This is a genomic window from Terriglobia bacterium (genome assembly GCA_020072815.1).
Classification (GTDB): domain Bacteria; phylum Acidobacteriota; class Terriglobia; order Terriglobales; family Acidobacteriaceae; genus Angelobacter.
The window spans coordinates 298,107-322,828 of sequence record JAIQGE010000006.1; the positions used below are offsets into that span (position 1 = coordinate 298,107).

Consider the following 24,722-nt stretch of genomic DNA (forward strand, 5'->3'; position numbering starts at 1 on the left):
CCTCATAGCGAATTTTAAGCGAAAATAGTCATCTTGGCAATATAAGACTGGAGTCAAAAATTGCCCTAGACGCTGGCACGGACCACTTGCGACCGCCTGCGAGTCCCGTGAGGCACCGCTTCTCCCGGTTTCAACGCGCTGTTCCTTTGCGTCCTTTGCGTCCTTTGCGGTGAATTCTTCGCCCTTCTGTTTACGGCGACGTCGGCGATAGGCCGGGCTTGACGCTCCGCAGCAGCTCCCGCCTGTTCTTCCGCAGATCGTCCCCGCTGGGCCCTTCCGGATACGGCTGTTCCGCGCCCTTCAACCCTTCCCACAGCACTCGGTTAAAGGACTCGCTATCCAGTTTGTCTTCCACGCTGAAGTCAAACCCTCGCGTCTTCGCCGCCCAGTACTCGGCGTCATGTTGCGCCCCGGAAGACGCGGCCTTGGCGCCCGCTTTCTTCGGCGGCAACGGCAGCTTCGTGGTCCGCAGAACCGCCGGGACACGCGCCGTGTAGCTCCACTCCGCTTGTTTCTCGCTGAACACGTCGGTCATCGGCGGCTGCAGCGCGTCATACAGCCCCAGCGCCCTGATGCCCAGGACTTCCTCGATCGTCCGCAGCACGCTCACCGTGGTGTAGTGTTCGGAAACCACCGCGCCGTGTTTCACGTACGGCCCAATCACGTACGCGATGCTGCGGTGCGCGTCCACGTGGTCCGGACCATTCTGCGCATCGTCTTCGATGATAAAAATCAACGTGCTGCCCGCATATTTGCTGTGCGCGATCTTCTCCGCCACCATGCCGATGGCGTAATCGTTATCGGCAATCTGGGTTTCCACCGTGTTCACGCCGTCCTGGGCTTCTTTGAAAAGGCCGAAGTGATCATGCGGCAGCCGCAGCAGCTCCAGGCTGGGGAATTTGTCCCGCTTGGCGTAATCGTCAAACTCGCGTTCCCATTCCTTGAAGCGCCAGTAGTCGGCAAAGCGCATATCAAAGCTGCGGAAATACGGGTCGGTGATGCTCTCCAGCGCCTGCTTGGTGGGGAACGCCACCCGCGTGCCGCTCCTATGCGGATCATGCAAAAGCGGTACCGGCGGGACGCCCTCCGGCGTCTTGGAGTAATACGCCAGGTCCACGAAGAATCCGTAGTTGCGGACGCTGAGCCCGGCGCGCAGCGCGGAGTCCCACAGGTAACCCGCGCTGGCTTCGTCTTCCGGACCGTCCGGCGCGCCCACGTCCGCCGTCCCCGGCAGCAGATCATCCGGATCATCCACCTTGCCGCGGATTCGTTCTTTCGGTTTGCTCGCGCCCACATTGATGCCCCGGTTGATGCCTTCCACGTCGTAGCCAACGCCGCGCTGGGCGTAGTCCAGTGGAATGGTGCGTTCCACAAAGTCGGTGGCCCGCGCCGCCGTGCTCCAGTTCCAGCCGTTGCCGCTGACCTCGCCGCTGTCATAGAAGTTGTCCAGCGTCACAAATCGCCGCGCCAGTTCGTGATGGTTGGGCGTCATGGCTTCAGGAAAGATATTCAGCTTAGGATCGCCATTGCCTTTCTCCAGGTCGCCCAGCACCTGGTCGTAGCTGCGGTTTTCCTTCACGATGTAAATCACGTGGCGAATCTTAGTCCGCAGAAAGGCGAAAAGCTTCTCGCTTCTTGCGGTGTCTGCGGGGTTTTGCGCAGCGAAGTGGTTGTTGCGCGCTACCTGCGCCGTTAGATTCTGTAACTCCGCCGGCGTGGGGAGTGGAACCACTCCGAGCGAGCCTTTCTCCAGTTGCCAGACATACTGCTGGTCCAGAGCGCATGGGCGATCGCCTTCAGTCCTATACCCCTGCCGGCAGGCCTTGGGGTTCGGCCCCGCCGGGGACTTGGCGTTCGCCACATAAAGGAAGCGCCCGTCCGCGCTCACGCTCACCGCGTTGGGATACCATCCGGTGGGAATCAGCCCGACAACCTGGCTGTCATCCAAATCGCGGTCCAGGCGGATTACGGCTACGGAATTCGTTCCCCCGTTGCTGACGTAAAGCGTCTTCTCGTCCGGCGATAGCGCCAGACCCGTGGGGTTCACGCCCTTGCCCTTCATCGCTGCCATCATGCCCGCCGGCGCTGCCGTCTTGATCTCCGCCACGACGCGGTCTTTCGTCGTGTCCACCAGCACCACCGAGTCGCTATTGTCGGCGACGGCGAACAGCACCGTCTGCTCTTTGTTCAACAGCATCTTCCCCGGCTGGCCGCGCGTTTTGATTCTCCCAACCACCGCCGGCGTCGCGTGCAGGTCCAGCACCACAATCTCGCGGTCGCGCAAGCTGGAGACGTAAACCTTGTCGTTGCTTTTGAAAGCCACGCCGTACGGATACTCGCCGCCCGCAACGCCCTTCTTCGCCGGATCATTCTTCCCCGGACGCAAATCCAGCTCGGCAACGACTTTCTTTGCGGCAAGATCAATGACCGACACCGAATCATTCATGTTGTTGGCGACGACCAGCCACGTTCCGTCCGCGCTCACCGCCAGTCCCGCCGCCAGCGGCTTGGTCGCTTTGCCCTTGACCATCTCGTCCGTGTTGATGCCCAGACCCGCCTTGTGCCCCAGCGCGATCGGCGGCAGTGCTTCCGCCCAGAGCGCGTCATTTTTTTTAAACACGTGAACGTTGTCATCCGACCCGCCAGCTACATAGAAGTGCCTGCCATCCGGAGCCCATGCCATTCCCATGTGCGTGTTGGCCACTTGCAATGCTTGGCGTTTTATCGGAGCGCTCTGTCGCGCGTCTGGATTCTGCGTAACGTCAAACACAAATACGTACTCGTTCGAGAACTCAGGCACCGCCTTGGCTTTGATGTCAGAGATGCGATTGAACCCGCTGGTCAGCGCCAACAGCGTGTTGCCGTCCGGGCTGAGCGCCGTGGTGATGGGATGATCGGCGGTGAACTCCGGCCTGCCCGGCATGTCCGGATTGAGCGGCAACAAAATCGACCCGCGCGCCGCGGTCGGCGTGATGCTCATGCCCGTCGGCAAAATTTCCGAAGGCAGCGCCTGCGACGGTTTGCTCAGAGAAGCCTGCGGCGGTTTGTTAGGAGAAGCCTGCATCTCCGCCGCGCCGCCGTGCGCCTTCAGGTCATTTTCAAGCTGGCTGGTGGGGATCTTGCCCAGCGAATCGTTCAGCCATTTGGCCAAGCGCAATCCGGCCAGCGCTACTTTCTTGTCCACCAGGCCGGCATTGGCTTTGTAATATGCCTCGTCTATCGCGGCCGGCTTGTCATCCAGAATCTTCCGCGCCTGGAGATGCGATTCGTTCGCCCAATCCTCCGGCGTTCCTCCAGCCTTCCCCTCCAGTTGTCCCAGCCGGATCACCAGTTCCACGCGCACCGCGTATTCTTCCTGGTTGAGCCCAGCGTGCTCCATCAGAATGCTGTCCCACACCCAATGCAGGTTGCAGGGATAGTCGCCGCACTGCGGGTTGCCGAACACCGGCAATTTAATGTCATTCCCGCCGCGGGCTTCCTCCACCGCGTGCAGCGGCTGGTGGATGTCCCCCACAAAGTGCACGATCCACTTGAGCGCTTCCGCGCGCTCCGTGCGCGAAGCGTTGGCATCCGTCAGCACCTTGGTGAACATTTCAATGCGGTCCACCACGCAGTTGTGGTGGTCGGTCAGCGCGTCTTTGTGTTTGTCCTGCGGGCGGAAGCAGTCGCGCTCGCGGGAGAAGCCCGCCGCGTCCTTGGGGATGTCCACAAAGTGCCAGTCATAACTTTCGTCGTGCTCTTTGCGTACCTGGTCCGGCCAACTGGCGACGGACGCCAGCGTGTCCGCGCCCAGAAGCAGCCGCACGTTGGCCCGGGCCTGCGGCGCCAGGCGCGATTCGGCAACGTCGCCGATGGTGGCGTGGCCTTTCGGTCCCCAGGCAAGAAGCTGCGCAGGAAGCAAGGCAAGCAGAAGCACGATCGCAAAAAGCTTTTTCATGCGGCCCTTATTGTACTCAAAAGAAAAAGCGCGGCAGTTTTTACGCTGCCGCGCCTGGTGGAAAGTCTCAACGGCAATTTAGAAGTGGAAGCGAGCTCCCAATTGGATCTGCCGCGGAGAATAAACAAAGTTGCTGTTGGACGAAGTCCGTGTGTCGAACACGGCATTCGGCGTGAGCGTGGCCGTGGCCGGCGTGGTGCCTCCCACGATGTAGCCCGTGGTGTTCACGCCGGTAACGTTCTGCTTGTTGGCCAGGTTGAAGAAATCCGTGAGCAATTCCAGCTTGTACCGTTCGGTAACGGCAAAGCTTTTGGAAACCCGCAGATCGGTGATCCACGTGGCCGGCTGCTGAATGCTGTTGCGGCTCAGAATGCGGTTGGCGCCGCCTGAACCGTTGATGCCGCTCACCGTTCCCGTGGGAGCGTTGCCGCTCACGCCCACCGAGATCGGCAAGCCGCTCTGGATCTGGTACACCGGAGCGATCTGCCAGTCATTGGCCAGCCACTTGGCCCAGCCATTGAGGCGCCAGGGCGAGGTCATCACGGCGTTCAGCACAAACCGTTGCGGCACGTTGTAGATGGAGTTCCCGTAGTCCGAGTTCAGGTCAAACGGATTGAACAGGGAGTTGGTGGCCACAAACGTCTGGCCGTTCACGCCGTTGTCCAGCGCGTGGGACCAGGTGTAGTTCGCTGAGAACTGTATGTGGTGGCTCATGCGATGGTTGGCCTGGAAGGACATGGCTTGATAGTTGCTGATCACGCCGCTGAAGATGTCCGTCATGGCGCCGAAATTGGTGTTCTTGCGCGGCCCGGTGAACAACGGCAGGGTCAGCGTAGGCGATGACAGCGGTCCTCCCGGCGCCACCGCGTAGGTGATGGTGCTGGTGGAAGGGTTCAGATTGGTGTCAACAAAGCTCGGCAGTTGGCGTCCAAAGCTGCCCAGGTAGCTCAAGGACAGCACCGTTCCCCATCCCATGTCATGTTCCACCGTAAGGTCCGCTTGGCGGATCTGCGGCTGCTGGAAGTTAGGATCGAAGAACGTGACGCTCTTTCCCGGAGGCGGTGACGATCCCGGGAAAACGAACGGGAACGCCGGAGCGGCGGGCGTGGTTGAGGAGAACGTGACCGTAGTTTGCGCACCGGGCATGGCCGTGCCGGTCAGCGCGCTGAAGATGGTGGAGTTGATCACGCGGGCGTAGAAGATGCCGTAACCGCCGCGCACCACGGTCTTGCCTTTGCCAAATACGTCATAGGCAAAACCCACGCGCGGGCCAAAGTTGTTGCCGTCGCTGGGCATCTGCGCGGTCTGCGGAACGTTGGTGTTGACCAGGTTGGGGAATACGCCGGGCAGGAATTCCCGCTCGTAGCGCACACCCAGAGAAAGACTCAACCGCGGCATGATTCTCCAGTCGTCCTGCACAAAGAACGATAGGTCCCGGGTGGAGAATTCAAAACCCAACGGCCCAAATGCCTGCGCGAACGTGGAGTAGCAGGGCACCGGCGTATTAGGTACGCCGCTCACCGTTCCCCGGCAGCTCTTTACGGAGTTCAGGTCAGAGAAGTAGTTCAGCAGGCTGCTGTAGTTGTAGCTGCCGAACTGCGTGGCCAGGTTCTGCGAGTTGTCATACACGTGGCTGAAGTCGAAGCCGAACTTCATGCTGTGTTTGCCGTGCGTCCAGTTCACCGTGTCGGCCACCTGCCAGCGCGATTCGTCCGGGAAGCTCGGCCGGATCAGGAACGTTGGCGTGCCAAAGGTGAAGCCGTTGGTGATGAAAACGCTGGGCGGCAGCCCCAGAGGATTGGTGAACGTTGGGGTGTTGAGCAGCGTGCTCTGCTCGTACGGCGTTGGCGTCTGCGTATTTTCGTATTCGAAATCGCGGCCGTACTGGAAACGGATTTCGTTGCCCAGAGTCGGCGTAAAGAAGGTGTTCAGTTTGGCTACGCCCCAGGTGTCCTTCACGTAGTCATTGCCAAAGCTGGCCACGCCGAATGTGTTGGTGGCCTGCGTCTGGATGCCCGCCGGGGACGACCAGCGCATGCGGTTGAAGGTGAACGAAGCGTGGTTCTTCTGGTTTACCTGCCAATCCAGCTTGGGCAGGATGATGTCTTGGTCGCCCTTGCGCGGCACAGGACCAGTCATGCTGGCCAGGCCCGCCAGATCATTGTTATAGATGGTTTGCGCCTGCGCGGCGGTCACTCCCAGCCGGCTGGCCAGCGTGGTCAGCGTGGCTGCAGTGGGCGCGGCGAAGAATGCTCCAGGGTTGGTGGCTGTCGCGGTGCCGGGGAAGTTGCGATGGAACCCGTCATAAGCCAGGAACCAGAATAATTTGTCCTTCTTGAGCGCTCCGCCCACGCCAAAGCCCCACATGTCGCGCCGGTCGGTCGGCTTGTAGGGACTGGTGGTGAAGGTGCCGGGCGCCGTCTGCGAGGTCAGCGTGGTGAACGCATTGGCCGCGCCAATGGCGTTGTCGCGGTCGTAATAATAGGCTTCGCCGTGCAGCGCGTTAGTGCCGCTCTTGGTCACCGTATTGACCACGCCTCCGGCAGAGCGTCCGTACTCGGCCGAGTAGTTGGAGGTGTTCACCTGGAACTCTTCCACTGCGGCTTTCGGCGTGGAATAGCCAACGCGGGTGCGCCCGCGTTCTTCTGAGAAGAACGCCTGGTTGTTGTCGGCTCCATCAATGGTGTTGTTGTTCAGCAGCGTGCTCATGCCGCGGAAGCTCAGCAGTCCGAATCCGCTGGAGTCGCTGACCACGCCCGGCGTCAGGATGGCAAAGCTGGACCAGCGCCCGCCGTTGATCGGCAGATTGCTGATGGCGTGCTGGTTCAACGTGGGAGCAAATTCCGGCGAGCTGTAGTTGATCTGCGGCGCTTCCGCCGTGACTTCCACCGTCTCCGTAGTGGCGCTTACGCCCAGCCGCGGGGAAACTTCCGTCACGCTGCCCACCTGCACAATCACCTGCTCGGCCTTGTAGGGAGCAAAGCCCTGCTGGTTGATGGTGACAGTGTACGTGCCGGACGAAAGATTGGTTACGCGATAGTAACCGGAATCGTCTGTGGTGATGGATTTCTCGGCGTTGGTCCCGTTGTTATGGACCACAACTTTGGCTTTTGCAACAACGGCGCCGTGAGTGTCAAACACAGTTCCGCCGATGGCCCCATCGGTGGTGGACTGCGCAAGAAGCAGCGTGCCGCATATCACCAGCAGCACCGCTACCATGAGCGGACGAATAGACCTCACAAAGCTTGACATCATTGCCCTCTCTCTCCTAGTGAAAGTGCTAGTAAAACGCGAATGTCTCCAGAACTTTTTCTGTCCATGTGGGCCTCTTGGGCCCGGGGGAAAATCGGGACACATCTTAGTCGCCAACGCCGAAGTTGTGAACCAGGAAATTGCAACTGATTTGCGCCCCCAACGAATGTAACTGCCGTCTATTCTCTATGGGTCAACGCTGTGTTAAAAGATCAAAAAACAACAAAATTTGTGGAAATCACGGTGCGAAATCGCGCCGCCGAGCATCACAGCAAATCGCCCCTTCCAAAATCCGTAGAGAAGCGCATTTCGCCCCGGTTCTTCTCCAGTTTTTTGGATTTATGAACCACGCTTAAATTACCAAGTCTCGCGCGCCAAACGGTTAGAATAGGTGGCAAAGCTTGAACCGATGAGGCAACGCAACCAAATGACCTGGACTGAAACTTTCGATTGTGACGTGTGCGGCAAACAGAAAGGCTCTGTGGACCATTGGTGGCTGGCGTGGACCGAACCGCATCGCCCGCATAGCGAAGCGCCGGAGCGGCAGCTTTTCAAGATCTATCCCTGGGAAAACATGATGGCCCACGATGCCACGGTGAAACACCTGTGCGGGCAAGCCTGCCTGCAGAAGCTGGTGGACCGCTGGCTGAACTCGGAAATGAACGCCGGGCACGGCACCGTCACGGAAATCACGCACGCCGTAAAAAAGTAGCTTGCGCAATCCCCCGGCCGGCTAGCCTACTTGAACGGCCAGCATGGAGATTGACCCGCCGTCAATTCCTTCCACCGGAAACTGCACCAGCTCACCCTGTTGCCGGGTGGCCGCCACATACAACAAAGGCAGGTAATGGTCGGGCGTAGGGATGGACCGCCGCGCGTCACTGCCCAGTTTTTCATATTCAATCAGCGGCCGCATCTCGTCCGCCAGCAGCATTTGCCGCGCCTGATCTTCGAAGCGCAGCGCCCAATCCAGCGGCTCGGCTTCTTTCCCCCAGGCATACGCGCGCAGATTGTGGACCAGATTGCCGCTGCCGGCGATCAGCACTCCCTCGTCGCGCAGCGGAGCCAGCCGTTTGCCGATTTCGTAATGAAAACTTGCGGGCTGGGTGGCGTCAATACTCAGTTGCACCACGGGGACATCGGCTTGCGGATACGCATGGCACAGCACTGACCATGTGCCGTGGTCCAGTCCCCAGGTTTCGTCCAGGTTCACCGGCAAAGGCGCCAGCAGTTTTTGCACGCGCCGCGCCAGTGCGGGATCGCCCGGCGCGGGATACTTCACCTGGTAAAGCTCGCCGGGGAACCCGCCAAAGTCATGGATGGTCCTCGGCGCCGTGGTCACCGTCACGCCGGTTTCGGGAACGAACCAGTGCGCGGAAATACTGAGCACGGCCCTGGGGCGCGGCAGCGCCTCGCCAATCCGCTTCCAGGCTTCCGTGTAAGGGTTGTGCTGGAGAGCGTTCATGGGATTGCCATGACCAAAAAAAATCGCGGGCAGCGTTGCAGGCATGTTCTCACCCTTTCCCAACATCAATTGCGTGTCTTGCAGATTGGATGCGACCCGGCTCCGCGAAGGTGCAACGACGCGCCTGGTGGGAGGCTTAAGGAGTGAGGTAAAAGGGGACCGTGCGTTGTTTGAAAGTCAGCCAAAATCCCGGCGATTGCATCGTTGCCGAACCTGCGATCCTCTGAGCGCCGGAGGCGCGAAATGAGTTAGCCCAGGCCGGAAGGCCTGGGTAAGGAGGTTATTCAGGATGCAAGCCCCGGAGGGGCGGCACTAAGTTGTTGCGAAACCCGCGAAGCTCCCAGCGCCGTAGGCGCGATGACAAGTTAGCCCACCCTGAGGCGAGCGAACGCGAAGCCGTAAGGGTGGGTAGGTGGCAAAATGATTTCGAGCGCCGTAGGTGCGACACATAAATGCGCCGCAGTTCGTGATGCGCGCGGACGACTATGTTCCAGCGCCGCAGGCGCGAAATAATGGTAGCCCAGGCCGTCAGGCCTGGGTTCGCTTGTTGGGAAAGCACGAGCCCCGGAGGGGCGGCACTGCGCTAGTCCCCGGCCGCGGCTTCTTGCTCGAATCCCGCCGTTTGGCTGGGGCTGCACGACGCGCATTTCTTATCGCGACAGAGAAAGGCGGCAGTGATGGAGTGCTTGAACACCAGGTGCTCCTGCTCCGCGGTCTCCAGCACCAGCGAGTACTTGTCGAACGACTGGACCATGCCTGAGACCTTCAAGCCATGGAGCAGGTAGACGGTAACGTGCCGCCGGCTCTGGAGAGCAGCGCCAAAAAAAGATTCCTGGATAGTGACTGCTGACATAAATAATGCAACGGCGGCTCGCCGGACCCTGCGGCAGCCGATAGAAATTTGGTTCGCCCCCCAAAATAGTGCTGCTTCATCCATCTGTCCAATATATAATTAGACTTCAGTTCATAGGTTCTAACTATGGAAGTCCATCAGCTCCGGTATTTCTGCGCCGTGGCCGAAACGGGGTCTTTTACCCGCGCGGCGGAGCGCGAACAAGTCGCCCAGCCCTCGCTTTCCCAGCAGATCATGAAGCTGGAGGAAGAGCTGGGCGTGCGTCTGTTTGACCGCCTGGGACGCAGCGTCCGCCTGACCGATCTGGGACAGATCTTCCTGCCTCGCGCCCGCGCCATTCTGATGGAGCTGCGCGCCGCCAAGGAAGAGGTCGCGGAAAAGCAATCCAGCGTCTCCGGGCCGGTGAGCGTCGGCGTGATCCCCACCATCGCTCCGTATTTTCTGCCGTCGCGCATCGCGCTGTTCCTGCGCAAGTATCCCCGCGCCGCCATCACCGTCACCGAAGACGTGACCGTCCGCCTGATTGACCGCTTGCGCGCCGGGTTGGTGGACCTGGCCATCATGGCCCTGCCCGCGCGCGGGCATGATCTGGAATGTTTCCCGCTGCGCACCGAGCGGCTGTACGCCATCCTGCCCAAGAACCACGCGCTGGGACGCAAGCGCACCGTTCTGCTCAAGGAGTTGCGCCACGAGCCGTTCCTGCTGTTGCGCGAAGACCATTGTTTTCGCGAAACCGCCATTGAGGTCTGCAAGCAGGCGCGCGTGATGCCGCAAATTGTTTTTGAAAGCGGCCAGTTTTCCAGCATTCTGGCCATGGTGGGCGCCGGGCTGGGAATTTCCATTGTGCCGGAGATGGCCCTGGTGCACCGTCCGGACTGCACCTCAGTCCTCATCGCCGACGAGCGCGCCTCGCGCACCATCGGCGTGGCCACGCTCAAAGGCCGCTTCCTCAGCCGGGTGCAACGCGCCTTCCTCACCCAGTTGCAGACGGACAGCCACGCTCATGGGCATGGTCACGGCCACGGTCGCGCCAAAAGCGCCTCTCGCTTGAAAGCGAACTCGCCGCAAAAAGTGCTGGTTCCGTAACGCGGGGTCACCCGGATTCAGACTGCTTCGCGGTTTACTTTCTTCCTGCCGCTTCCACACTGCGCGTGGGATCGGCGCCCTGCCATGTCACGTCCGCCGTGGGCCCGTAGTTGGAAACCACTCGCTTTCCCAGCAAACGCAGATAGACGCTCAACTGTGTGCGATGGTGCGCGGTGTGCAGCACCCGCCGCCAGAAAACCCATATGCGCTGGCGCTGCACGTCAAAGAAGGGAACAACTTCCAGCCACCAGGTCTGGTCGCACGCCGCCAAACGGTCCAGCCGAGGCTTGCATAGCTCTTCCTGGCGCCGGCAAAAACCTTGCGGTGTGAGCTCCTGCGGCATCAACCCCGCGGGCTCGGGTTCGCCGGGCAGGCCGATGAACTCGGCAAAGAAGCGCCGCTCAGACAGCAACTGGTGCTTCATGATCTCCAGCACGCTGCTGGAACGGTCAGCGGGCTTGAAGCTCATGTCCGGCGGAGCGAACTCCCGCCACACGCTGACGACCTTGCTGGTTTCGCTGGCGTAGGTGTCCAGTAGATGTTGAAAGATGGGGTTGGAAGCGCGCGGCACCGCGGACTCAGGGACCGCGGTGTACTCATATTGCATGGGCATGGCGGCGTACCTCAAGCGGAGACTATGCTGCTCTCCCAATAGAACTCAAGTCAAACGGAATTCCTGCCTGGCGGAACTTTCCGCAAGAATCGAGAAATTTGCCGAAGCGCGAGGGACAAACCTGTAATCTAGTAGAGAGTCTTCCCCCGGAGTGTGCGCTTGGCGAACCCCAACGATAAGAACCCCACCGATAAGAAAAAGAAATCATCCGCTCAGCATCTGAAGTCCGCCTTGCCGTTGATCCGGGAACTGATTCGCCCGCGGCGCGGGCTGCTGGCGCTGAGCTTTGGCGTATTGGTGATTGGGAGGCTGGCCGGCCTGGTGCTGCCCGCGTCCACCAAATACCTGATTGATGACGTGATTGGCAAGCATCGTTCGGACATGCTGCTGCCCTTGGTGGCGGTGGTGATTACCGCCACCTTGATCCAGGGCGTGTCTTCCTTTTCCATGACGCAACTGCTCTCCAAGGAAGCCCAGCGCCTGATCACCGAGATGCGGCGGCGCGTGCAGGAGCACGTGGGACGCCTGTCGTTGAGTTACTACGACGCCAACAAGACCGGCGCACTGGTTTCGCGCATCATGAATGACGTGGAAGGCGTGCGCAACCTCATCGGCACCGGCCTGGTGGAGTTCTGCGGCGGCGTGCTGACGGCCGTTCTGGCCCTGGGCTTTCTGCTCCGAATCAATGCCCGCATGACCGTGGTGGCCCTCAGCTTCCTGGTGGCTCTCATGGTCGCACTGGGACGCGCGTTCAAGGTGATCCGGCCGATTTTTCGCGAGCGGTCAAAGATCAGCGCGGAAGTCACCGGACGCCTCACCGAATCCCTCGGCGGCGTCCGCGTAGTGAAGGGCTACCATGCGGAAGAGCGTGAAGCCCAGGTGTTTGCCACGGGAGCGCAGCGCCTGCTGGACAACGTGCTCAAGACCCTGACCGCCACTTCGCTCATGGGGCTTTCTTCCACGGTGATGATCGGCATTGTCAGCTCCATCATCATGTACTTCGGCGCCAGCCAGGTCCTGGGCGGACACATGACCACCGGCGGACTCTTCAGTTACACCATGTTCATCGGTTTTTTGATTGCCCCTGTGGCGCAGATTGCCGCCATCGGAACGCAAATCACGGAAGCTCTGGCCGGCCTGGACCGCACGCGCGAAGTGCTCAACGAAGCCCGTGAAGACCAGGACCCGCAGCGCACACTCATTTTGCCGGAACCCATCCAGGGCGAGATTGCTTTCGAACACGTGGACTTTTCCTACGAACCGGGCAAGCCCGTGCTGGACGACGTGAGCTTTTCGTCGCGGCCCGGTACCGTCACCGCGCTGGTCGGGTCGTCGGGCTCGGGCAAGTCCACGATGATCGGTCTGGTGGCGGCGTTTTACAAACCAACTTCCGGACGCGTCCTGGTGGATGGCGTTGATCTCAGCCAGGTGCGTCTCAGCTCCTATCGCGGCGCTTTGGGTGTGGTGTTGCAGGATTCTTTTCTCTTCGACGGCAGCATCCGCGAGAACATCGCTTTCTCGCGCCCGGACGCCACCGAAGACCAGATCATGCAGGCCTGCCGCATCGCCCACGTGGACGAGTTCGCCGAACGCTTTCCCGAAAAGTACGCGACCATCATCGGCGAGCGTGGCGTGAAACTTTCGGGCGGACAGAAGCAGCGGGTGTCCATCGCCCGCGCCGTGCTGGCTGATCCGCGCATCCTGATCCTGGACGAAGCCACGTCGAGCCTCGATTCCGAATCGGAAGCCTACATCCAGCAGGGCCTCAAATATCTAATGGAAGGCCGCACGACGTTTGTCATCGCCCACCGCTTGTCCACTATCCGCCAGGCCGACCAGATTCTGGTGGTGGAAGCCGGCAAGATCGTAGAGCGCGGCAAGCACGAACATCTCTTGGCGCTCAAAGGCCGCTACCACGATCTCTACATGCGCCAGCACGGCCTGGAAACCAATCTGTTCCTTGCTCCCGGCGAAGGCGACAAAGTGGAAGAAGCAACAGCTTCCGGACGCGGCGGCGCCGGCGACCCCGATGCCATCAGCCTGATTCGCGGTGGGGGGTCAAGTCTCTAGTCGCAAGATATCTTGAAAGCGCTGGTTAAGCCTTTCGCCGCGGGTTTCGCTGTTCGATAAGAATGATCGGCAACGAGCTGTTCGCGCCCGCTTCTTCGCACCCAACAATCGCTAAGCACAAGAATCGCTGAGAAAGATTGGCCGTGACGGCTGACACATACGCTGGCGGACAAGCGCTCGTAACATCAATGGTGAGGTTCTTGGTATGAATTTCACTGATGTTCTCAAAAAAACGCCGCGCGGTGCGGGAATTTACACTGGCTGCCATTTCGCGGCCGGAGATCGAAGCGCTGATTAGCGAAGCCATCGAAGCGCCCAGCGCCATGAACTTGCAACCGTGGGCCTTCGCCGTGGTGTTGGACCGCGACCAGATTGACCGTTACGCTCAGCGCGCCAAGGATTCTTTGCTGGCAAAGCTGTCGAAATTATCAGACCCCGTCCAACACAGGTTCGAGCAGCGCATGCTGGAAAACCCGGATTTCAGTCTGTTCTATCACGCGCCGGCCCTGGTGCTGGTGCTGGCCAAGTCCTCTGAGGCGCAAGCCGATGAAGACTGCTGCCTGGCCGCACAGAGCTTGATGCTTGCCGCTCGTGATCGTGACCTGGGTACCTGCTGGATTGGCTTTGCCCGGCCCTGGCTGAATCTGCCGGAGACCAAGGCAGAGCTCGGCATCCCGCCGGAGTACCAGGTGGTTGCGCCTATTGTGCTCGGCCATCCCGTGGCCTGGCCGGAGTCGCACGGGCGTAAGCCGGCGGAGATTTTGTGGATTGCCCCGGTTGAAGCCAAACAACGCAAGCTGGCGGCGGTTTAACTCACCACGTTGGGGGTAGATCCAGGCAGTCACCAGGACCAGACGTGATCAACCACAGGACGCACAGGAACACCAAAGTAGTACAATCCTGCTTCTTTGTGATCCTTCGTGTCCTTTGTGGTGAAGAATGAAACTTAATTTGCTGAAGATTGCTGTCCTGCTCGGCTCCGTAACAGCCGCCTTTACCCAAACGCCTCCCGCTCCACCCAAGCCGCTTGATCTGCTCAAGGCCCGCCTGGAAACCATCGCCCACGGCGTGAGCGCGGACTGGGGTATCTACATCAAGTCCTTGGACACCGGCGAAGAAATCGCCATCCACGCCGACGCGGCCATGGACACCATGAGCGCCATCAAGATCCCTCTGCTCGTGGACGTCTACCGCCAGGTGGATGCCGGCCGGATCAACACGGCGGACCGCATCGTGATGCACACCAGCGACAAGCGCTTCGGCACCGGCGTCCTCCGCACGCTGGACAACGGCCTGGACCTGAGCTTCCATGACGCGCTCATGCTGATGATCATCCAGAGCGACAACACCGGCACGGACATGGCTTTTGCCAAAGCCGGCGGCCCGGCGCACGTCACCCAGACCATGCGCGAGCTGGGCTTGAACTCCATCACCGCCACTGGCACCACGTTTGAATGGTTCCGCGCGCTGGCCGAGCCGGGCGACCCGTTGTACGCCAAAATCACGCCGGAAGACCTCTTCACCAAGGGCTTTCCCGCAAAACTTACCGACGCTGACGTGGAGCGCTTCCACTTTGAAGGCAAGCATCCCTTCGGACTTTCCAGCGCGCGCGACATGGGCCGCCTGCTGGAAATGATCGCCACCAACAAAGCCGCCAGCGAAAAATCCTGCAAAGAGATGATGCGCATGATGGGCCTGCAGCAGTTCCGCAGCCGCATCCCCAAATACATGGACGATGACACCAACACCCCGCACAAGACCGGCGACTTTCCGCCGTACATCGCCAACGACGTGGGCCTGATTGAAACGCCCGCCGGCCGCGTGGTGGTGGTGTTCTTCTCCGCGCACCATCGCGGATTTTATTCCGAGCTGGAAGACGCGATTGCCAGAATGAGCGAGCAGGTGTGGGGATATTTTAATTATCGGGGAAAGCAGAAACAATGAGGAGAACGTGTAACCATAAGCTGGTACGTGCGTAGCCAAGAGTGCTAGAGAATACCAACGCGGTCCTGATGGTCTTGGGCGGCATTGCCCTGTTGATCGTCATTATCATAGCGGATTGGAAACTCGACAGCCGCCGCATTCGGCGTGAGATTGAATCGAGAGGCGGTAAGATTGTTGACATTGCCGCCAACTGGGATGGATACAGCAGCCGCTACCGGCGTGCCTATGACGTCTTCTATATCACTCGTCGCGGTCAGCATGTCAAAGCTACCTGCACAACCAGCCTTGTGTCCGGAGTAGATTGGTTATCTAAAAGTCCTCCTGGGATTCGCTCGCCGCTTGTTTTTGACGACAGCGCTGAAACTACAAGGTTATCCTCAGCCGCGGAAGAGGTCGCGCCCAGTGAAGGTGAAGCGGAACCGCCCGAGCCCATTCGTTGCTTTGAATGCGGAGCCGCGATTCCGTCAGATCAGGTTCGTTGCCCACAATGTGGTTGGAGTTACAAGGGAAGCTAAGATAACGTACTTTTGCTTTTGATCCCTGACCTTTGTTTCGGCCACAACGTTTCGCGTCCGGAGACGTATCTCCGTTGATGTCTGACACTCTGGTCCCTGCTTTGAGGGTTGATCACGAAGAGGCTAGGTTCTTGCCTTTACCAACTCCATCGCCTCTTCCTTCGTGCTGACCGTCCAGTCACCGCCCGTCTTTCCACCAAACGCGAGCGTAATCCTACCGCCCTTTCTTCGTCGGGCCGGCTTTGATTGCGGCTTCTACTTTGGCCAGCAAATCTTTCGCAGGTTGTTGAAAAGGACCCTGCATCCCGGCGACTTCGCCCAGCGCGGCTTTGCCTTCCGCGAGTTTGCCGGTCTTGGCGTACACAAAGCCCAGGCGATAGAGCGCGGTGGAGTAGTTGTCGGCGTTGCCTTTGAGCTCTGCCGTGGCGGTCTTCAGTTCGGCGATGGACGCCGCGTCTTTCCCCTCTTTCATCAGCGCGTAGCCCAGCGCCGAGTGGGCCAAGCCGGAGTACAGGCGAGCCTTGTCCGCGTCGAGAACAGGTTGTGCAGCGGGTTTGTCAGCGGCCGACTGGGTCTTGACCAGGTCCAATGCCTTGCGCGCGTAGCCCTCGCCGCGGGCGGTGTAGCCGGGGGCGGAACTTTCCCCGAAGGCTTCGGCCAGCATCACCAGTGTGGCCACGCTCTTGGGGTTGGCGGCCAGGGCCTTTTCGCCGAAGCTGGCCAGGCGCGACGCGTCGTTGAGCTGGCCCAGCGTATAGATAGCTAGTTGCATCACCTGCTCCTGATACCGCGACTCTGGAAACGCTGCGAGATAACGCTCAATGTAGCCCATGCGCTTTTTGGAGTTTTGTTCCGCCACCATGGCGTTCAACCCTGACACCTCAAGGAACTGGTAGGTCTGGCGGTAGGGCTCCTGCGCCTGCTGGATCTCCAGCGCAATCAACTCGGGGTCCTTGCCTTCCGGCTTGGGGATGGTCCCCGCGATGCCGTTGAAGGCTGTGCCGCCGCGCACCGCGCAGTCCACCAGCACGTCATTGGCGTTGGCCCGCTGGGCCACAGTCGCCAGCGTCATGAGCAGTTCAAGGTCATTGGGCTGCAGGGCCACGGCCTGCTGTCCGTGCTCCAGGGCCTTGGCGTTGTCACCCTGTTCGTAATATTGCTGCGAGAGCTGCCAGTTCCCGTACGCCACGGCCTGCGGGTTCGCGGCAAAGTCTTTGACGAAGGCCTGCAACAGGACCATTTTCTTCTGCGGGTCAGTCTCGTCCGTAATGGCCTGGATGGCCTTGTCTTCCGGCGTGCCAACGGGGATCGCAATCCGGGTGACCTGCGCGCCGGCAACGCCTGCCAGCAGAAGCATCATGACGATGAAAGCTCGTCTCATGCCGCACCTCCAACAACTGCGGGGCCTACTCGATGGCATGTTAGTCCCGGAAGAAACCGGGAGCAAGCGGCGATTGGCAAGACGTGTTCGCGTGGCAGCCGGGCTCTTCTATTGCGACTGGCTTGCTCAGGCGCCGGCTTTCGCCCGCACCAACTCCAGCGCCTCTTCTTTCGTGCTGATCGTTCCTTCCAGTTGCGCGTCTTCGACTGCCGTCAGCCATTCTTTGAATTGCGGACCGGGCTGGTAGCCGGCGGCGATCAGGTCGCTGCCGGTGATGAGCGGCGCGGGGCGGATTTGCTCGGCCGGCAAGGCGTGGAATTTCTCTTTCGCGAAGTCGTAGAGCGAGAGATCGCGATGGCTGCTCAGGCAGTCCAGCCGATGCAGCTCCAGATGTTCTTCGAACTTCGGCAGGCGGAAGAACCGCTTGAGCGTGGAGTCTCTCATCCGCGTGACCTCCATGAACTTCATGTGGTTGGCGACCAAGGCGCACACCTGGTCTGTCTCGTCGCTGGAGAGGCGCAGGCGACCGCAGATCTCCTGCGCCATTTTGGTCCCAACTTCGGCGTGCTGGTCAAAGCGGATGCGGTCCGGGGCCACGCGAAACGTGGGCGGCTTGCCCACATCATGCAGCAGTACGCCCAGCGCCAGGCTCTTGGAGCATCCAGCGGGAAGCTGTTCGAGCAACATCATGGTGTGGACCCACACGTCGCCTTCCGGATGATATTGCGGCGGCTGCTGGACGCCCTGCATCTTCTTGATCTCCGGCAGCACTTCGGCGAGTAGTCCCGTTTCATCCAGCAGCTCAAAAGCGCGCTTGGCACGGCCTTCGGTGAGCATCTTCAGAATTTCATCGCGGATGCGTTCGCGACTGACCTGATGAATGTCCGCGGCCAGTTCTTGGATCGCGACAAACGTTTGCGGCTCGATCACATAACCAAAGCGCGCGGCAAAGCGCACGGCCCGCAGCATGCGCAGCTTGTCTTCGGCAAAACGCTGGTGCGGCTGGCCGATGGCACGGATGATCTGGCGCTCCAGGTCAGCTCGTCCGCCGACGAAGTCCAGCACTTCGCCGCTCTCCGGATCAAGCAGCAGGCCGTTGATGGTGAAATCGCGCCGCTGGACGTCAAGCCGGGCTTCGCTGGAGAACTGCACTTGATCGGGATGGCGGCCATCCGAGTACGCTCCGTCACTTCGGAAAGTCGCGACTTCAATGGCGTAGTTGTCGCGCTCGCCTTCAGGGCCATCGCGCAGGACCGGCACCAGCACCACGCCAAACTGCGCGCCCACGGCGTAGGTCTTGGGGAACAAGCGCATCACTTCCTGCGGCTTGGCGGATGTGGCCACGTCGTAGTCGGCGGGCTCGCGCTCGAGCAGCAGATCGCGCACGCATCCGCCGGCGAGATAAGCGGAGTGGCCCTTCTGGCGCAGAACACCCACGATGTTGACGGCTTGTTTTGCTTTGTCCGAAGTAAGCTTCACTGTGTCTGGCTTGTTTCTCCCCGGTACCGGTCTTCTGATCGGCGTTCATCCGCGAAAATCCGCGGTAAGTTTTGCTCTGCGTCGCGCTCGCCACCGCCCTCATCAAATAATATAGACATATGCCTGACGCCTGCATTCTGGGAATTGAAACTTCATGCGACGAGACCGCCGCCGCGGTGGTCTGCTCGGGAGAACGCGTGTTGTCCAACGTGGTCTCTTCGCAGATTGCCACGCACCAGCCTTATGGCGGAGTAGTGCCGGAGCTGGCTTCGCGCGAGCATCTGCGAGCCATCGTCCCAGTGGTCCGCCAGGCGCTGGAGCAAGCCGGACGCAGCTATGAAACCGTGGACGCCATCGCCGTCACCCAGGGGCCCGGTCTGGCCGGAGCTTTGCTCGTGGGCATCAGCTACGCCAAGGCGCTGGCCTTCGCACTGGAAAAACCGCTGATCACCGTGAACCATCTGGAAGGCCACATCCACGCTGTGTTGCTGGAAGAGAGGCAAAGGCTGCAAGCTGAGCGGCCGGGGCACAGCTTTGATGTCGCGTTTCCCGTGCTGGCGCTGGTGGTTTCCGGCGGGCACACCCATTTGTTTCTTGCCGAAGAGCACGAACTTGGCTGGCGATATCAGAACATCGGACGCACGCGCGACGACGCTGCCGGCGAAGCCTATGACAAAGTCGCCAAGCTGCTGGGCTTGGGCTACCCCGGAGGTCCGGTGATTGACGCGCTGGCGCCGCATGGCAACCCGCGCGCCGTGAAATTCGGTTCCGCGCAGATCAAACATCGCAATCGCGGTACACCCAAAGACCGGCAAACGCCGTACGATTTTTCCTTCAGCGGAATCAAAACCGCCGTGCTGCGCTACGTGGAGCTGGAAAACATGCGCCCGGCGATTGCCGCCCGGCAACAGGCGCTGGCGGCCATGGCCACGCCGCGAGCGGACGACGTGCTTCCTCTGTGCGACAAAAAGACGCTTGATCTGGTGGCCTCATTCCAGCGGGCTGTGGTGGAAGACCTGGTGTCCAAGACCTTGGAGGCGGCCGAGGAGCGCGGCGTGCGGACGCTGTTTGTCACCGGCGGCGTGGCCGCCAACAGCGAACTGCGCTCGCACTTTATTCGCGAAGGCGCGCAGGCCGGCCTGGCCGTCTATTTCCCGTCGCGACGGCTGTCCACCGACAACGCCGCCATGATCGCCGCGGGGGCCTATCCCAAGTTTCTGGCACACGAGTTCGCGGACGCGGAATTTTCCGCGGACGCGTCATTGGCATTGTAAAGAGCTGCTGGCGGAGAGCAGGGAACTAGCGGATTGTGCTGGCCGGCAAAATAGTTTCCACGGCGCGGCGAAGCTGGTCGGCGATATCAATGTCTTTGAAAATCACCCAGCGCGCGCGATCATCGGTGGATTGCTCGGTAGACTGCCGTTGCGCCAGCACCACCACCGGGATGGTGGCGGTTTTCGGATCTTTTTTCAACGCGGCCATGAACTGGTAACCGTCCATTTTGGGCATTTGCAGATCGGTTACGATCAGGTCCGGCTGCAAGTTGACAAGAAGCTCCAGGGCCTCTACGCCGTTCGTGGCAGATTCCACAAGAAATCCGCGCCCTTCCAGCACACGGCAAACCGTGTGGCGGATGAGCATGGAGTCGTCCACGACTAAGGCAGATAGAGCCATTTAGATTGTTTCCCTGAGCGGAGCGTTATATAAGAAATTACCAATACGGCCCCACGGCGGCAAGCCGGAAATCACCCTGTGGCGGTACCAAAGTCATTGTGCCGCCAGGCGGCTGGACAGGGAAACTCAAGCTTCTTCCGGCTTGATGTCTTCCTCAATGGCCATGTCTCTGAACTCGCTAGCTTCAAAAACGTCGCCACATTCCTGGCATTCAACGAACTCAGCGTCTTCTTCGCGGGCCACAACCCGCACGCGCGGATGCCTGCAGAGCTTCTCCATAACTTTTTTTTGGGGAGGTCGGTTCGTAATGGGTGAATTCTGATTCGGGTCCATATTCGTACCAAGGCGCGCTTGATAGCGCCGGTTGGGCGAATTTCCCGGTATTTTAAGCCCGTCCTGTAGGTTGTCAAGTGTTTCTGCGAGGCTGCTGCCTTGTCAGTCAAGGTCCGCATGAAATCGCGAAGGCGCCTTTCGATCCACGCTTTCCTGTGCTGAAACGACTGGAACCGGTGGGTATTCACAACAAAGTGGCCGAATCACCTTAAGCTGGTAAAGCCCAGTGTTGTCGCCGCTGGGGAATTTGAATGTCTTTGATTTTAAAGGGACTTGCATTGCTATCTACCAAATTTGGTATATAGGTGTCGGGCGATCTTCAATATTGAGTATATGACCTTAGCCCAGTTCCCTTAAGTAACTGATTAATAAAACGGTTAATCTTGGTATCTCGATTGCGGACATAAATGCAGGCACTGCTGTGGGGGACCAGGGGGCTTTTGCGTATCTTCGTCATGAGTTATAGGGGTTATCCCTCCGGCTGCCATTCTCATCAACCAATGGAGACAAGAGGATGAATTCAAAACTGCGCTGCTTTGCAGTATTAGTCGCAGCTTTCCTGGTGCTGGCGTGTGCACTGCCGGCCATGGGACAGGTCATCAAGGGCTCAATTTCGGCCCAAGTGACTGACCCCCAAGGCGCGGTGGTACCCAACGCCCAGGTAAAAGCGAAGAACATGGCCACCGGGATCGTGTTCCCCACAACCACTGACAGCTCAGGTCTTTTCCGGCTGAACCTCATACCGGTCGGGACCTACACCGTAGAGATTGCAGCTCAGGGATTCAAGACTGCCTCTCTGCCGGGCGTAATCGTTGAAGCCGGCCGCGACGCCGGTCTGGGCTCCATCAAGATGGTCATCGGCCAGAAGACTGAAGCTGTGGAAGTGACCGCGGAAGCTCCGCTCATTACCCCCACAGAATCGCAGATCACCAGTTCCTGGTCCGGCACCACGCTGAACACCTTTGCCGGCATTCAGGAGAATGAAGGCCTGGATCGCCTGGCGCTTTTCGTGCCCGGCGTCACCGCCACTCGCAGTGACAACTTTTCCAACACCAACGGCACCGGCTTCTCCAGCAACGGACTGCGCGGCCGCAACAACGACCAGGAAATTGACGGCCAGAACAACAATGACAACAGCGTGGGCGGTCCCGGGCTGTTCCTGTCCAACACGGAATTTGTCGGCCAGTACGTGATCGTGACCAACAACTTTGGTCCGGAATACGGCCGCAACGCCGGTTCGGTGGTGAACATCATCACCAAATCGGGCAGCAACGCCTGGCACGGCAGCATTTTCGGCGTTGAGAACAGCAACTTCCTGAACGCGTTGAGCAACACCCAGAAGAACACCAACAAGCCGGGAACCACCTCACCGTTCACCGGCCCGCCGCGCAGCAACAATGAATTCTCCGGCGGTACGGTCGGCGGCCCGATTATGAAGAACAAGATGTTCTTCTTCGGCGGCTTTGACGACCAGTTGATCGGCGCGCAGAGCGTTTTCACGACTACATCCTTGTCGCCCACGCCGGCCGGTCTGGCCAAGTTGGGGTCCTGCGGCGTTGATCCCCGGGCGCTCGGCATCCTGCAAAAGTTCGGGCCGTATGCCTTTGGCGGCAACCCCACGCCCAGAAATACATCTTTTGCAACTATCGGAAGCTGTGTTGCTGCGAACCCGGCCGATCCCAATGGTGTTCAGGTGGGCGGCGTGACTCGCGTTCTGCCTACTCCGTTCCACGGTTATGACTTCATTATGCGTTCCGATTGGCAGTCCGGCGCCAACAACATCATGGGGCGCTACCTGTTCAACCGCAACAACACCTTCAACAGCAATGACAACGGCGCTGCCGGCTGGCTGATCAACGTTCCGGCTTTGAGCCAGGCTGCTTTGATTAGCTGGACCCGCAACTTCGGCGCGCACATGGTCAATGAGTCGCGCGTGAGCTTCGGGCGACTCAACGTGCAGTTCGGCGGTGGCTTCAATCCGTTCGAGCCTGGCCCGGGCAACATCCTGGAAGCGTTAACCAACATCACCTTTCAGGCTGGCGGGGCGCTGAGCATCGGGCCGGCTACCAACCTGCCGCAATCCCGCCTGGTAAACACATGGCAGGGGCAGGACAACTGGAACTACGTGATGGGCAAGCACTCGTTGAAGGCCGGCGCGAACTTCAGCTACCAGCGCTCTCCTAACGTCTTCCTGCCGATCGTCAACGGGGCCTATCGTTTTGCTAACTTGAACAGCTTCCTGACCACCTACACGCCCAACCGCGTGCAGATCGCCAACGGCAATCCGAATCTGGATTTCCGTGAGTACGATACGTTCCTGTATGCCGGCGACGACTGGAAACTGGGCCAGCACCTGACCCTGAACCTGGGCGTCACCTGGACTTACTACGGAACGCCTTCCAACCTGTTCAACGATCTGACCACGCCGCGTGAGTCCAATCCGGCGACGGCCTTCTGGCTGACGTCGCTGCCTCTGGATCAGCGCACCACGCCGAAGATTCCCAGCGTGATGAACAGCTTTGGTCCCAGCGCCGGCTTTGCTTATTCCCCGCAGTGGGGCGGCTTCATCACCGGCCACGGCAAAACCGTAATCCGCGGCGGCTATCGCCTGCTGTATGATCCGCCGTTCTACAACATCTTCGTCAACATGTCGTCTTCGTCACCCATGACGTTCCTCCAGACGATTACCTCTGGGTTCAACGCCAACATGTTGCCGGCGATTCCTACGGGTCCCAACGTGCGTTCCGCGCTGGCGGCCAACCTGCTGCCCAACACGTTTGATCCACGCACTCAGAACGAAACCCAGATCACCCCGAATTTTGGTCCGGATAAGGTGCACACCTGGAGCTTCGGTTTTGAGCGCGAGATCACCAAGAACTCGGTCATTGAAGCCCGCTACGTCGGCAACAAGGGCACCAACCTGTTCCAGACGGTGGACGGCAACCCCTACGTGGGTACCGCTGCTAATCCGGGCCAGTTGCAATTTGGATTGCTGCCTGCCGGCACGCCTTCCTGTGCGGCGACTACGCAGCAGGGCCCGCCCAGCACTGTGGGAACTGACGTGGGTCGCCTGAGCTGCGGTTTCGGCGTTGTCCGTACCCGCAACAACGGCGGATTCTCTGACTACCACGGCGTCCAGGTAGAGTTCCGGGCCGCCAACCTGTTCAAACAGTTGTTCATCCGTTCGGGCTATACCTTCAGCAAGAACCTGGACAACGTGAGCGAAATCTTTGCCACGGGCACTGCCGGCAACACCTTGTTCGCCGCCCAGAACCCGTTCCAGACTGGCGGCGCGGAGCGCTCCATCTCCGGCTTGGATATCCCCAACGTTTGGACCGTCCAGTTCACCGAGCAACTCCCATTCTTCAAGGAACAGCACGGTTGGATGGGACACGTTCTGGGTGGATGGGCCATGTCGGCTGATTATCTGCTGGCTTCCGGCCAGGGATACACGCCAATCCAAGGTGGCGAATCGCTCGGCATCGCCGCGGCGCCCAACCCGTTCGGCAACCCGTATGACTCGGCCTTTGTCAGCGCCTTCGTCGGCGACAGCGCTCGCCTGTTCTACGGGAACAAGAACGCCCCGGCGAACACCATTGGCGTATTCGCGGCCGATGGTTGCGCGTACGGAAACGCTGGTTTCTTTGGTGGCTTCACTTCAGCCGCCCAGAAGACCGCTCTGTGCACCCTGGCGACCGCCACCCCGACCGCGTTGGTCAGCGTGAACGATCTGAACCACAACACCATCACCACAGTCACTAACAATGACATTCGCTTCATCATCAACGCCCGCACTGCTCAACAGGTGTTCGGCACGCCGTTCGGCAATTCACCGCGCAACCCCCAGCGCGATGCCATTTCCAACATTGCCAACTTCTCCGTGTTCAAGAGCATCAAGTTCGCTGAGCACTCGGCGTTTGAGATGCACGCGACTGTCAACAACGCGTTCAACCACTTCAACTTCGGCAGCGTCGTTCCTAACGTGGAATTCGCTGGTCGCGGCCTCTTTGGCGGCGATTTCGCCAATCCTTCCGTCACGGCCGCTGGCGGCCGCGTACTGTTTATTGGCGGCAAAGTCACCTTCTAACCAGAGATCAACACTCTGATAACCCCCGCCGGC

General features: G+C 59.9%; 17 protein-coding genes. 7 read left to right on the forward strand and 10 right to left on the reverse strand.

The features are described from left to right. Window positions 1-190 precede the first annotated feature (190 nt). Window positions 191-3,937, reverse strand: coding sequence for a beta-propeller fold lactonase family protein (locus LAO20_10240; protein MBZ5531800.1), 3,747 nt, complete (start codon window positions 3,935-3,937; stop codon window positions 191-193). A 78-nt stretch (window positions 3,938-4,015) separates the two neighbouring features. Then, window positions 4,016-7,189 (reverse strand): TonB-dependent receptor, encoded by a 3,174-nt coding sequence (locus tag LAO20_10245; protein ID MBZ5531801.1) that lies wholly within the window; start codon window positions 7,187-7,189, stop codon window positions 4,016-4,018. A gap of 427 nt (window positions 7,190-7,616) precedes the next feature. On the opposite strand from LAO20_10245, the gene LAO20_10250 reads away from it, so the two are divergent. Continuing rightward, entirely contained in the window at window positions 7,617-7,901 is a 285-nt protein-coding gene (locus LAO20_10250; protein MBZ5531802.1) for a hypothetical protein, read from the forward strand. Window positions 7,902-7,922: 21 nt separating this feature from the next. On the opposite strand, the gene ygiD is transcribed toward LAO20_10250, so the two are convergent. Together ygiD and hfq are read right to left on the reverse strand one after the other, a co-directional pair. After that, window positions 7,923-8,699: a 4,5-DOPA dioxygenase extradiol gene (gene ygiD, locus LAO20_10255; protein ID MBZ5531803.1), complete on the reverse strand. Its 777-nt coding sequence runs from the start codon at window positions 8,697-8,699 to the stop codon at window positions 7,923-7,925. Between the two features lie 538 nt (window positions 8,700-9,237). After that, window positions 9,238-9,507 carry an RNA chaperone Hfq gene (hfq, locus tag LAO20_10260; GenBank protein ID MBZ5531804.1) on the reverse strand — a complete coding sequence of 90 codons (270 nt, stop codon included), beginning with the start codon at window positions 9,505-9,507 and terminating at the stop codon, window positions 9,238-9,240. A gap of 126 nt (window positions 9,508-9,633) precedes the next feature. Between hfq and LAO20_10265 the strand changes: the two genes are divergently transcribed. Continuing rightward, a complete protein-coding gene (locus LAO20_10265; GenBank protein MBZ5531805.1) occupies window positions 9,634-10,593 on the forward strand; it encodes a LysR family transcriptional regulator in 960 nt (319 codons plus the stop codon). Between the two features lie 34 nt (window positions 10,594-10,627). Here the strand turns inward: LAO20_10265 and LAO20_10270 are convergent, their stop codons facing one another. Beyond that, a complete protein-coding gene (locus LAO20_10270; GenBank protein MBZ5531806.1) occupies window positions 10,628-11,206 on the reverse strand; it encodes a DinB family protein in 579 nt (192 codons plus the stop codon). A gap of 153 nt (window positions 11,207-11,359) precedes the next feature. Between LAO20_10270 and LAO20_10275 the strand changes: the two genes are divergently transcribed. From LAO20_10275 to LAO20_10285, 3 genes are all read left to right on the forward strand, one after another. Next, window positions 11,360-13,276: an ABC transporter ATP-binding protein/permease gene (locus LAO20_10275; protein MBZ5531807.1), complete on the forward strand. Its 1,917-nt coding sequence runs from the start codon at window positions 11,360-11,362 to the stop codon at window positions 13,274-13,276. A gap of 218 nt (window positions 13,277-13,494) precedes the next feature. Beyond that, a complete protein-coding gene (locus LAO20_10280) occupies window positions 13,495-14,088 on the forward strand; it encodes a nitroreductase (protein MBZ5531808.1) in 594 nt (197 codons plus the stop codon). A gap of 127 nt (window positions 14,089-14,215) precedes the next feature. Beyond that, window positions 14,216-15,220 carry a class A beta-lactamase-related serine hydrolase gene (locus LAO20_10285; GenBank protein ID MBZ5531809.1) on the forward strand — a complete coding sequence of 335 codons (1,005 nt, stop codon included), beginning with the start codon at window positions 14,216-14,218 and terminating at the stop codon, window positions 15,218-15,220. Between the two features lie 44 nt (window positions 15,221-15,264). Here LAO20_10285 and LAO20_10290 read toward each other — a convergent pair whose 3' ends face one another. From LAO20_10290 to LAO20_10300, 3 genes are all read right to left on the reverse strand, one after another. Further along, on the reverse strand, window positions 15,265-15,480 hold the full coding sequence (locus tag LAO20_10290) for a hypothetical protein (GenBank protein MBZ5531810.1): 216 nt from the start codon (window positions 15,478-15,480) through the stop codon (window positions 15,265-15,267). Between the two features lie 469 nt (window positions 15,481-15,949). Beyond that, on the reverse strand, window positions 15,950-17,116 hold the full coding sequence (locus LAO20_10295; protein MBZ5531811.1) for a hypothetical protein: 1,167 nt from the start codon (window positions 17,114-17,116) through the stop codon (window positions 15,950-15,952). Window positions 17,117-17,242: 126 nt separating this feature from the next. Continuing rightward, window positions 17,243-18,544, reverse strand: coding sequence for a CCA tRNA nucleotidyltransferase (locus LAO20_10300; GenBank protein ID MBZ5531812.1), 1,302 nt, complete (start codon window positions 18,542-18,544; stop codon window positions 17,243-17,245). 170 nt (window positions 18,545-18,714) lie between these two features. Between LAO20_10300 and tsaD the strand changes: the two genes are divergently transcribed. Continuing rightward, window positions 18,715-19,869, forward strand: coding sequence for a tRNA (adenosine(37)-N6)-threonylcarbamoyltransferase complex transferase subunit TsaD (gene tsaD / locus LAO20_10305; protein MBZ5531813.1), 1,155 nt, complete (start codon window positions 18,715-18,717; stop codon window positions 19,867-19,869). Window positions 19,870-19,894: 25 nt separating this feature from the next. Here tsaD and LAO20_10310 read toward each other — a convergent pair whose 3' ends face one another. Continuing rightward, window positions 19,895-20,269: a response regulator gene (locus LAO20_10310; GenBank protein MBZ5531814.1), complete on the reverse strand. Its 375-nt coding sequence runs from the start codon at window positions 20,267-20,269 to the stop codon at window positions 19,895-19,897. Window positions 20,270-20,395: 126 nt separating this feature from the next. After that, the gene (locus tag LAO20_10315) at window positions 20,396-20,548 is read right to left on the reverse strand and encodes a hypothetical protein (protein ID MBZ5531815.1); all 153 of its coding nucleotides are present in this window, start codon (window positions 20,546-20,548) and stop codon (window positions 20,396-20,398) included. A 568-nt stretch (window positions 20,549-21,116) separates the two neighbouring features. Between LAO20_10315 and LAO20_10320 the strand changes: the two genes are divergently transcribed. Continuing rightward, the gene (locus LAO20_10320; protein MBZ5531816.1) at window positions 21,117-24,689 is read left to right on the forward strand and encodes a carboxypeptidase regulatory-like domain-containing protein; all 3,573 of its coding nucleotides are present in this window, start codon (window positions 21,117-21,119) and stop codon (window positions 24,687-24,689) included. Window positions 24,690-24,722 lie beyond the last annotated feature (33 nt).

What these genes read in the sequence shown, in the direction of transcription:
- hfq (MBZ5531804.1), bottom strand. Translation starts at nt 9,507, where the DNA reads ATGTCAGCAGTCACTATCCAGGAATCTTTTTTTGGCGCTGCTCTCCAG.
- LAO20_10290 (MBZ5531810.1), bottom strand. Translation starts at nt 15,480, where the DNA reads ATGCTGACCGCGACGAGTGATATAGAAGACGTCATAGGCACGCCGGTA.
- tsaD (MBZ5531813.1), top strand. Translation starts at nt 18,715, where the DNA reads ATGCCTGACGCCTGCATTCTGGGAATTGAAACTTCATGCGACGAGACC.
- ygiD (MBZ5531803.1), bottom strand. Translation starts at nt 8,699, where the DNA reads ATGCCTGCAACGCTGCCCGCGATTTTTTTTGGTCATGGCAATCCCATG.
- LAO20_10315 (MBZ5531815.1), bottom strand. Translation starts at nt 20,548, where the DNA reads ATGGAGAAGCTCTGCAGGCATCCGCGCGTGCGGGTTGTGGCCCGCGAA.
- LAO20_10270 (MBZ5531806.1), bottom strand. Translation starts at nt 11,206, where the DNA reads ATGCCCATGCAATATGAGTACACCGCGGTCCCTGAGTCCGCGGTGCCG.
- LAO20_10285 (MBZ5531809.1), top strand. Translation starts at nt 14,216, where the DNA reads ATGAAACTTAATTTGCTGAAGATTGCTGTCCTGCTCGGCTCCGTAACA.
- LAO20_10240 (MBZ5531800.1), bottom strand. Translation starts at nt 3,937, where the DNA reads ATGAAAAAGCTTTTTGCGATCGTGCTTCTGCTTGCCTTGCTTCCTGCG.
- LAO20_10295 (MBZ5531811.1), bottom strand. Translation starts at nt 17,116, where the DNA reads ATGAGACGAGCTTTCATCGTCATGATGCTTCTGCTGGCAGGCGTTGCC.
- LAO20_10280 (MBZ5531808.1), top strand. Translation starts at nt 13,495, where the DNA reads ATGTTCTCAAAAAAACGCCGCGCGGTGCGGGAATTTACACTGGCTGCC.
- LAO20_10245 (MBZ5531801.1), bottom strand. Translation starts at nt 7,189, where the DNA reads ATGTCAAGCTTTGTGAGGTCTATTCGTCCGCTCATGGTAGCGGTGCTG.
- LAO20_10310 (MBZ5531814.1), bottom strand. Translation starts at nt 20,269, where the DNA reads ATGGCTCTATCTGCCTTAGTCGTGGACGACTCCATGCTCATCCGCCAC.
- LAO20_10250 (MBZ5531802.1), top strand. Translation starts at nt 7,617, where the DNA reads ATGACCTGGACTGAAACTTTCGATTGTGACGTGTGCGGCAAACAGAAA.
- LAO20_10265 (MBZ5531805.1), top strand. Translation starts at nt 9,634, where the DNA reads ATGGAAGTCCATCAGCTCCGGTATTTCTGCGCCGTGGCCGAAACGGGG.
- LAO20_10320 (MBZ5531816.1), top strand. Translation starts at nt 21,117, where the DNA reads ATGAATTCAAAACTGCGCTGCTTTGCAGTATTAGTCGCAGCTTTCCTG.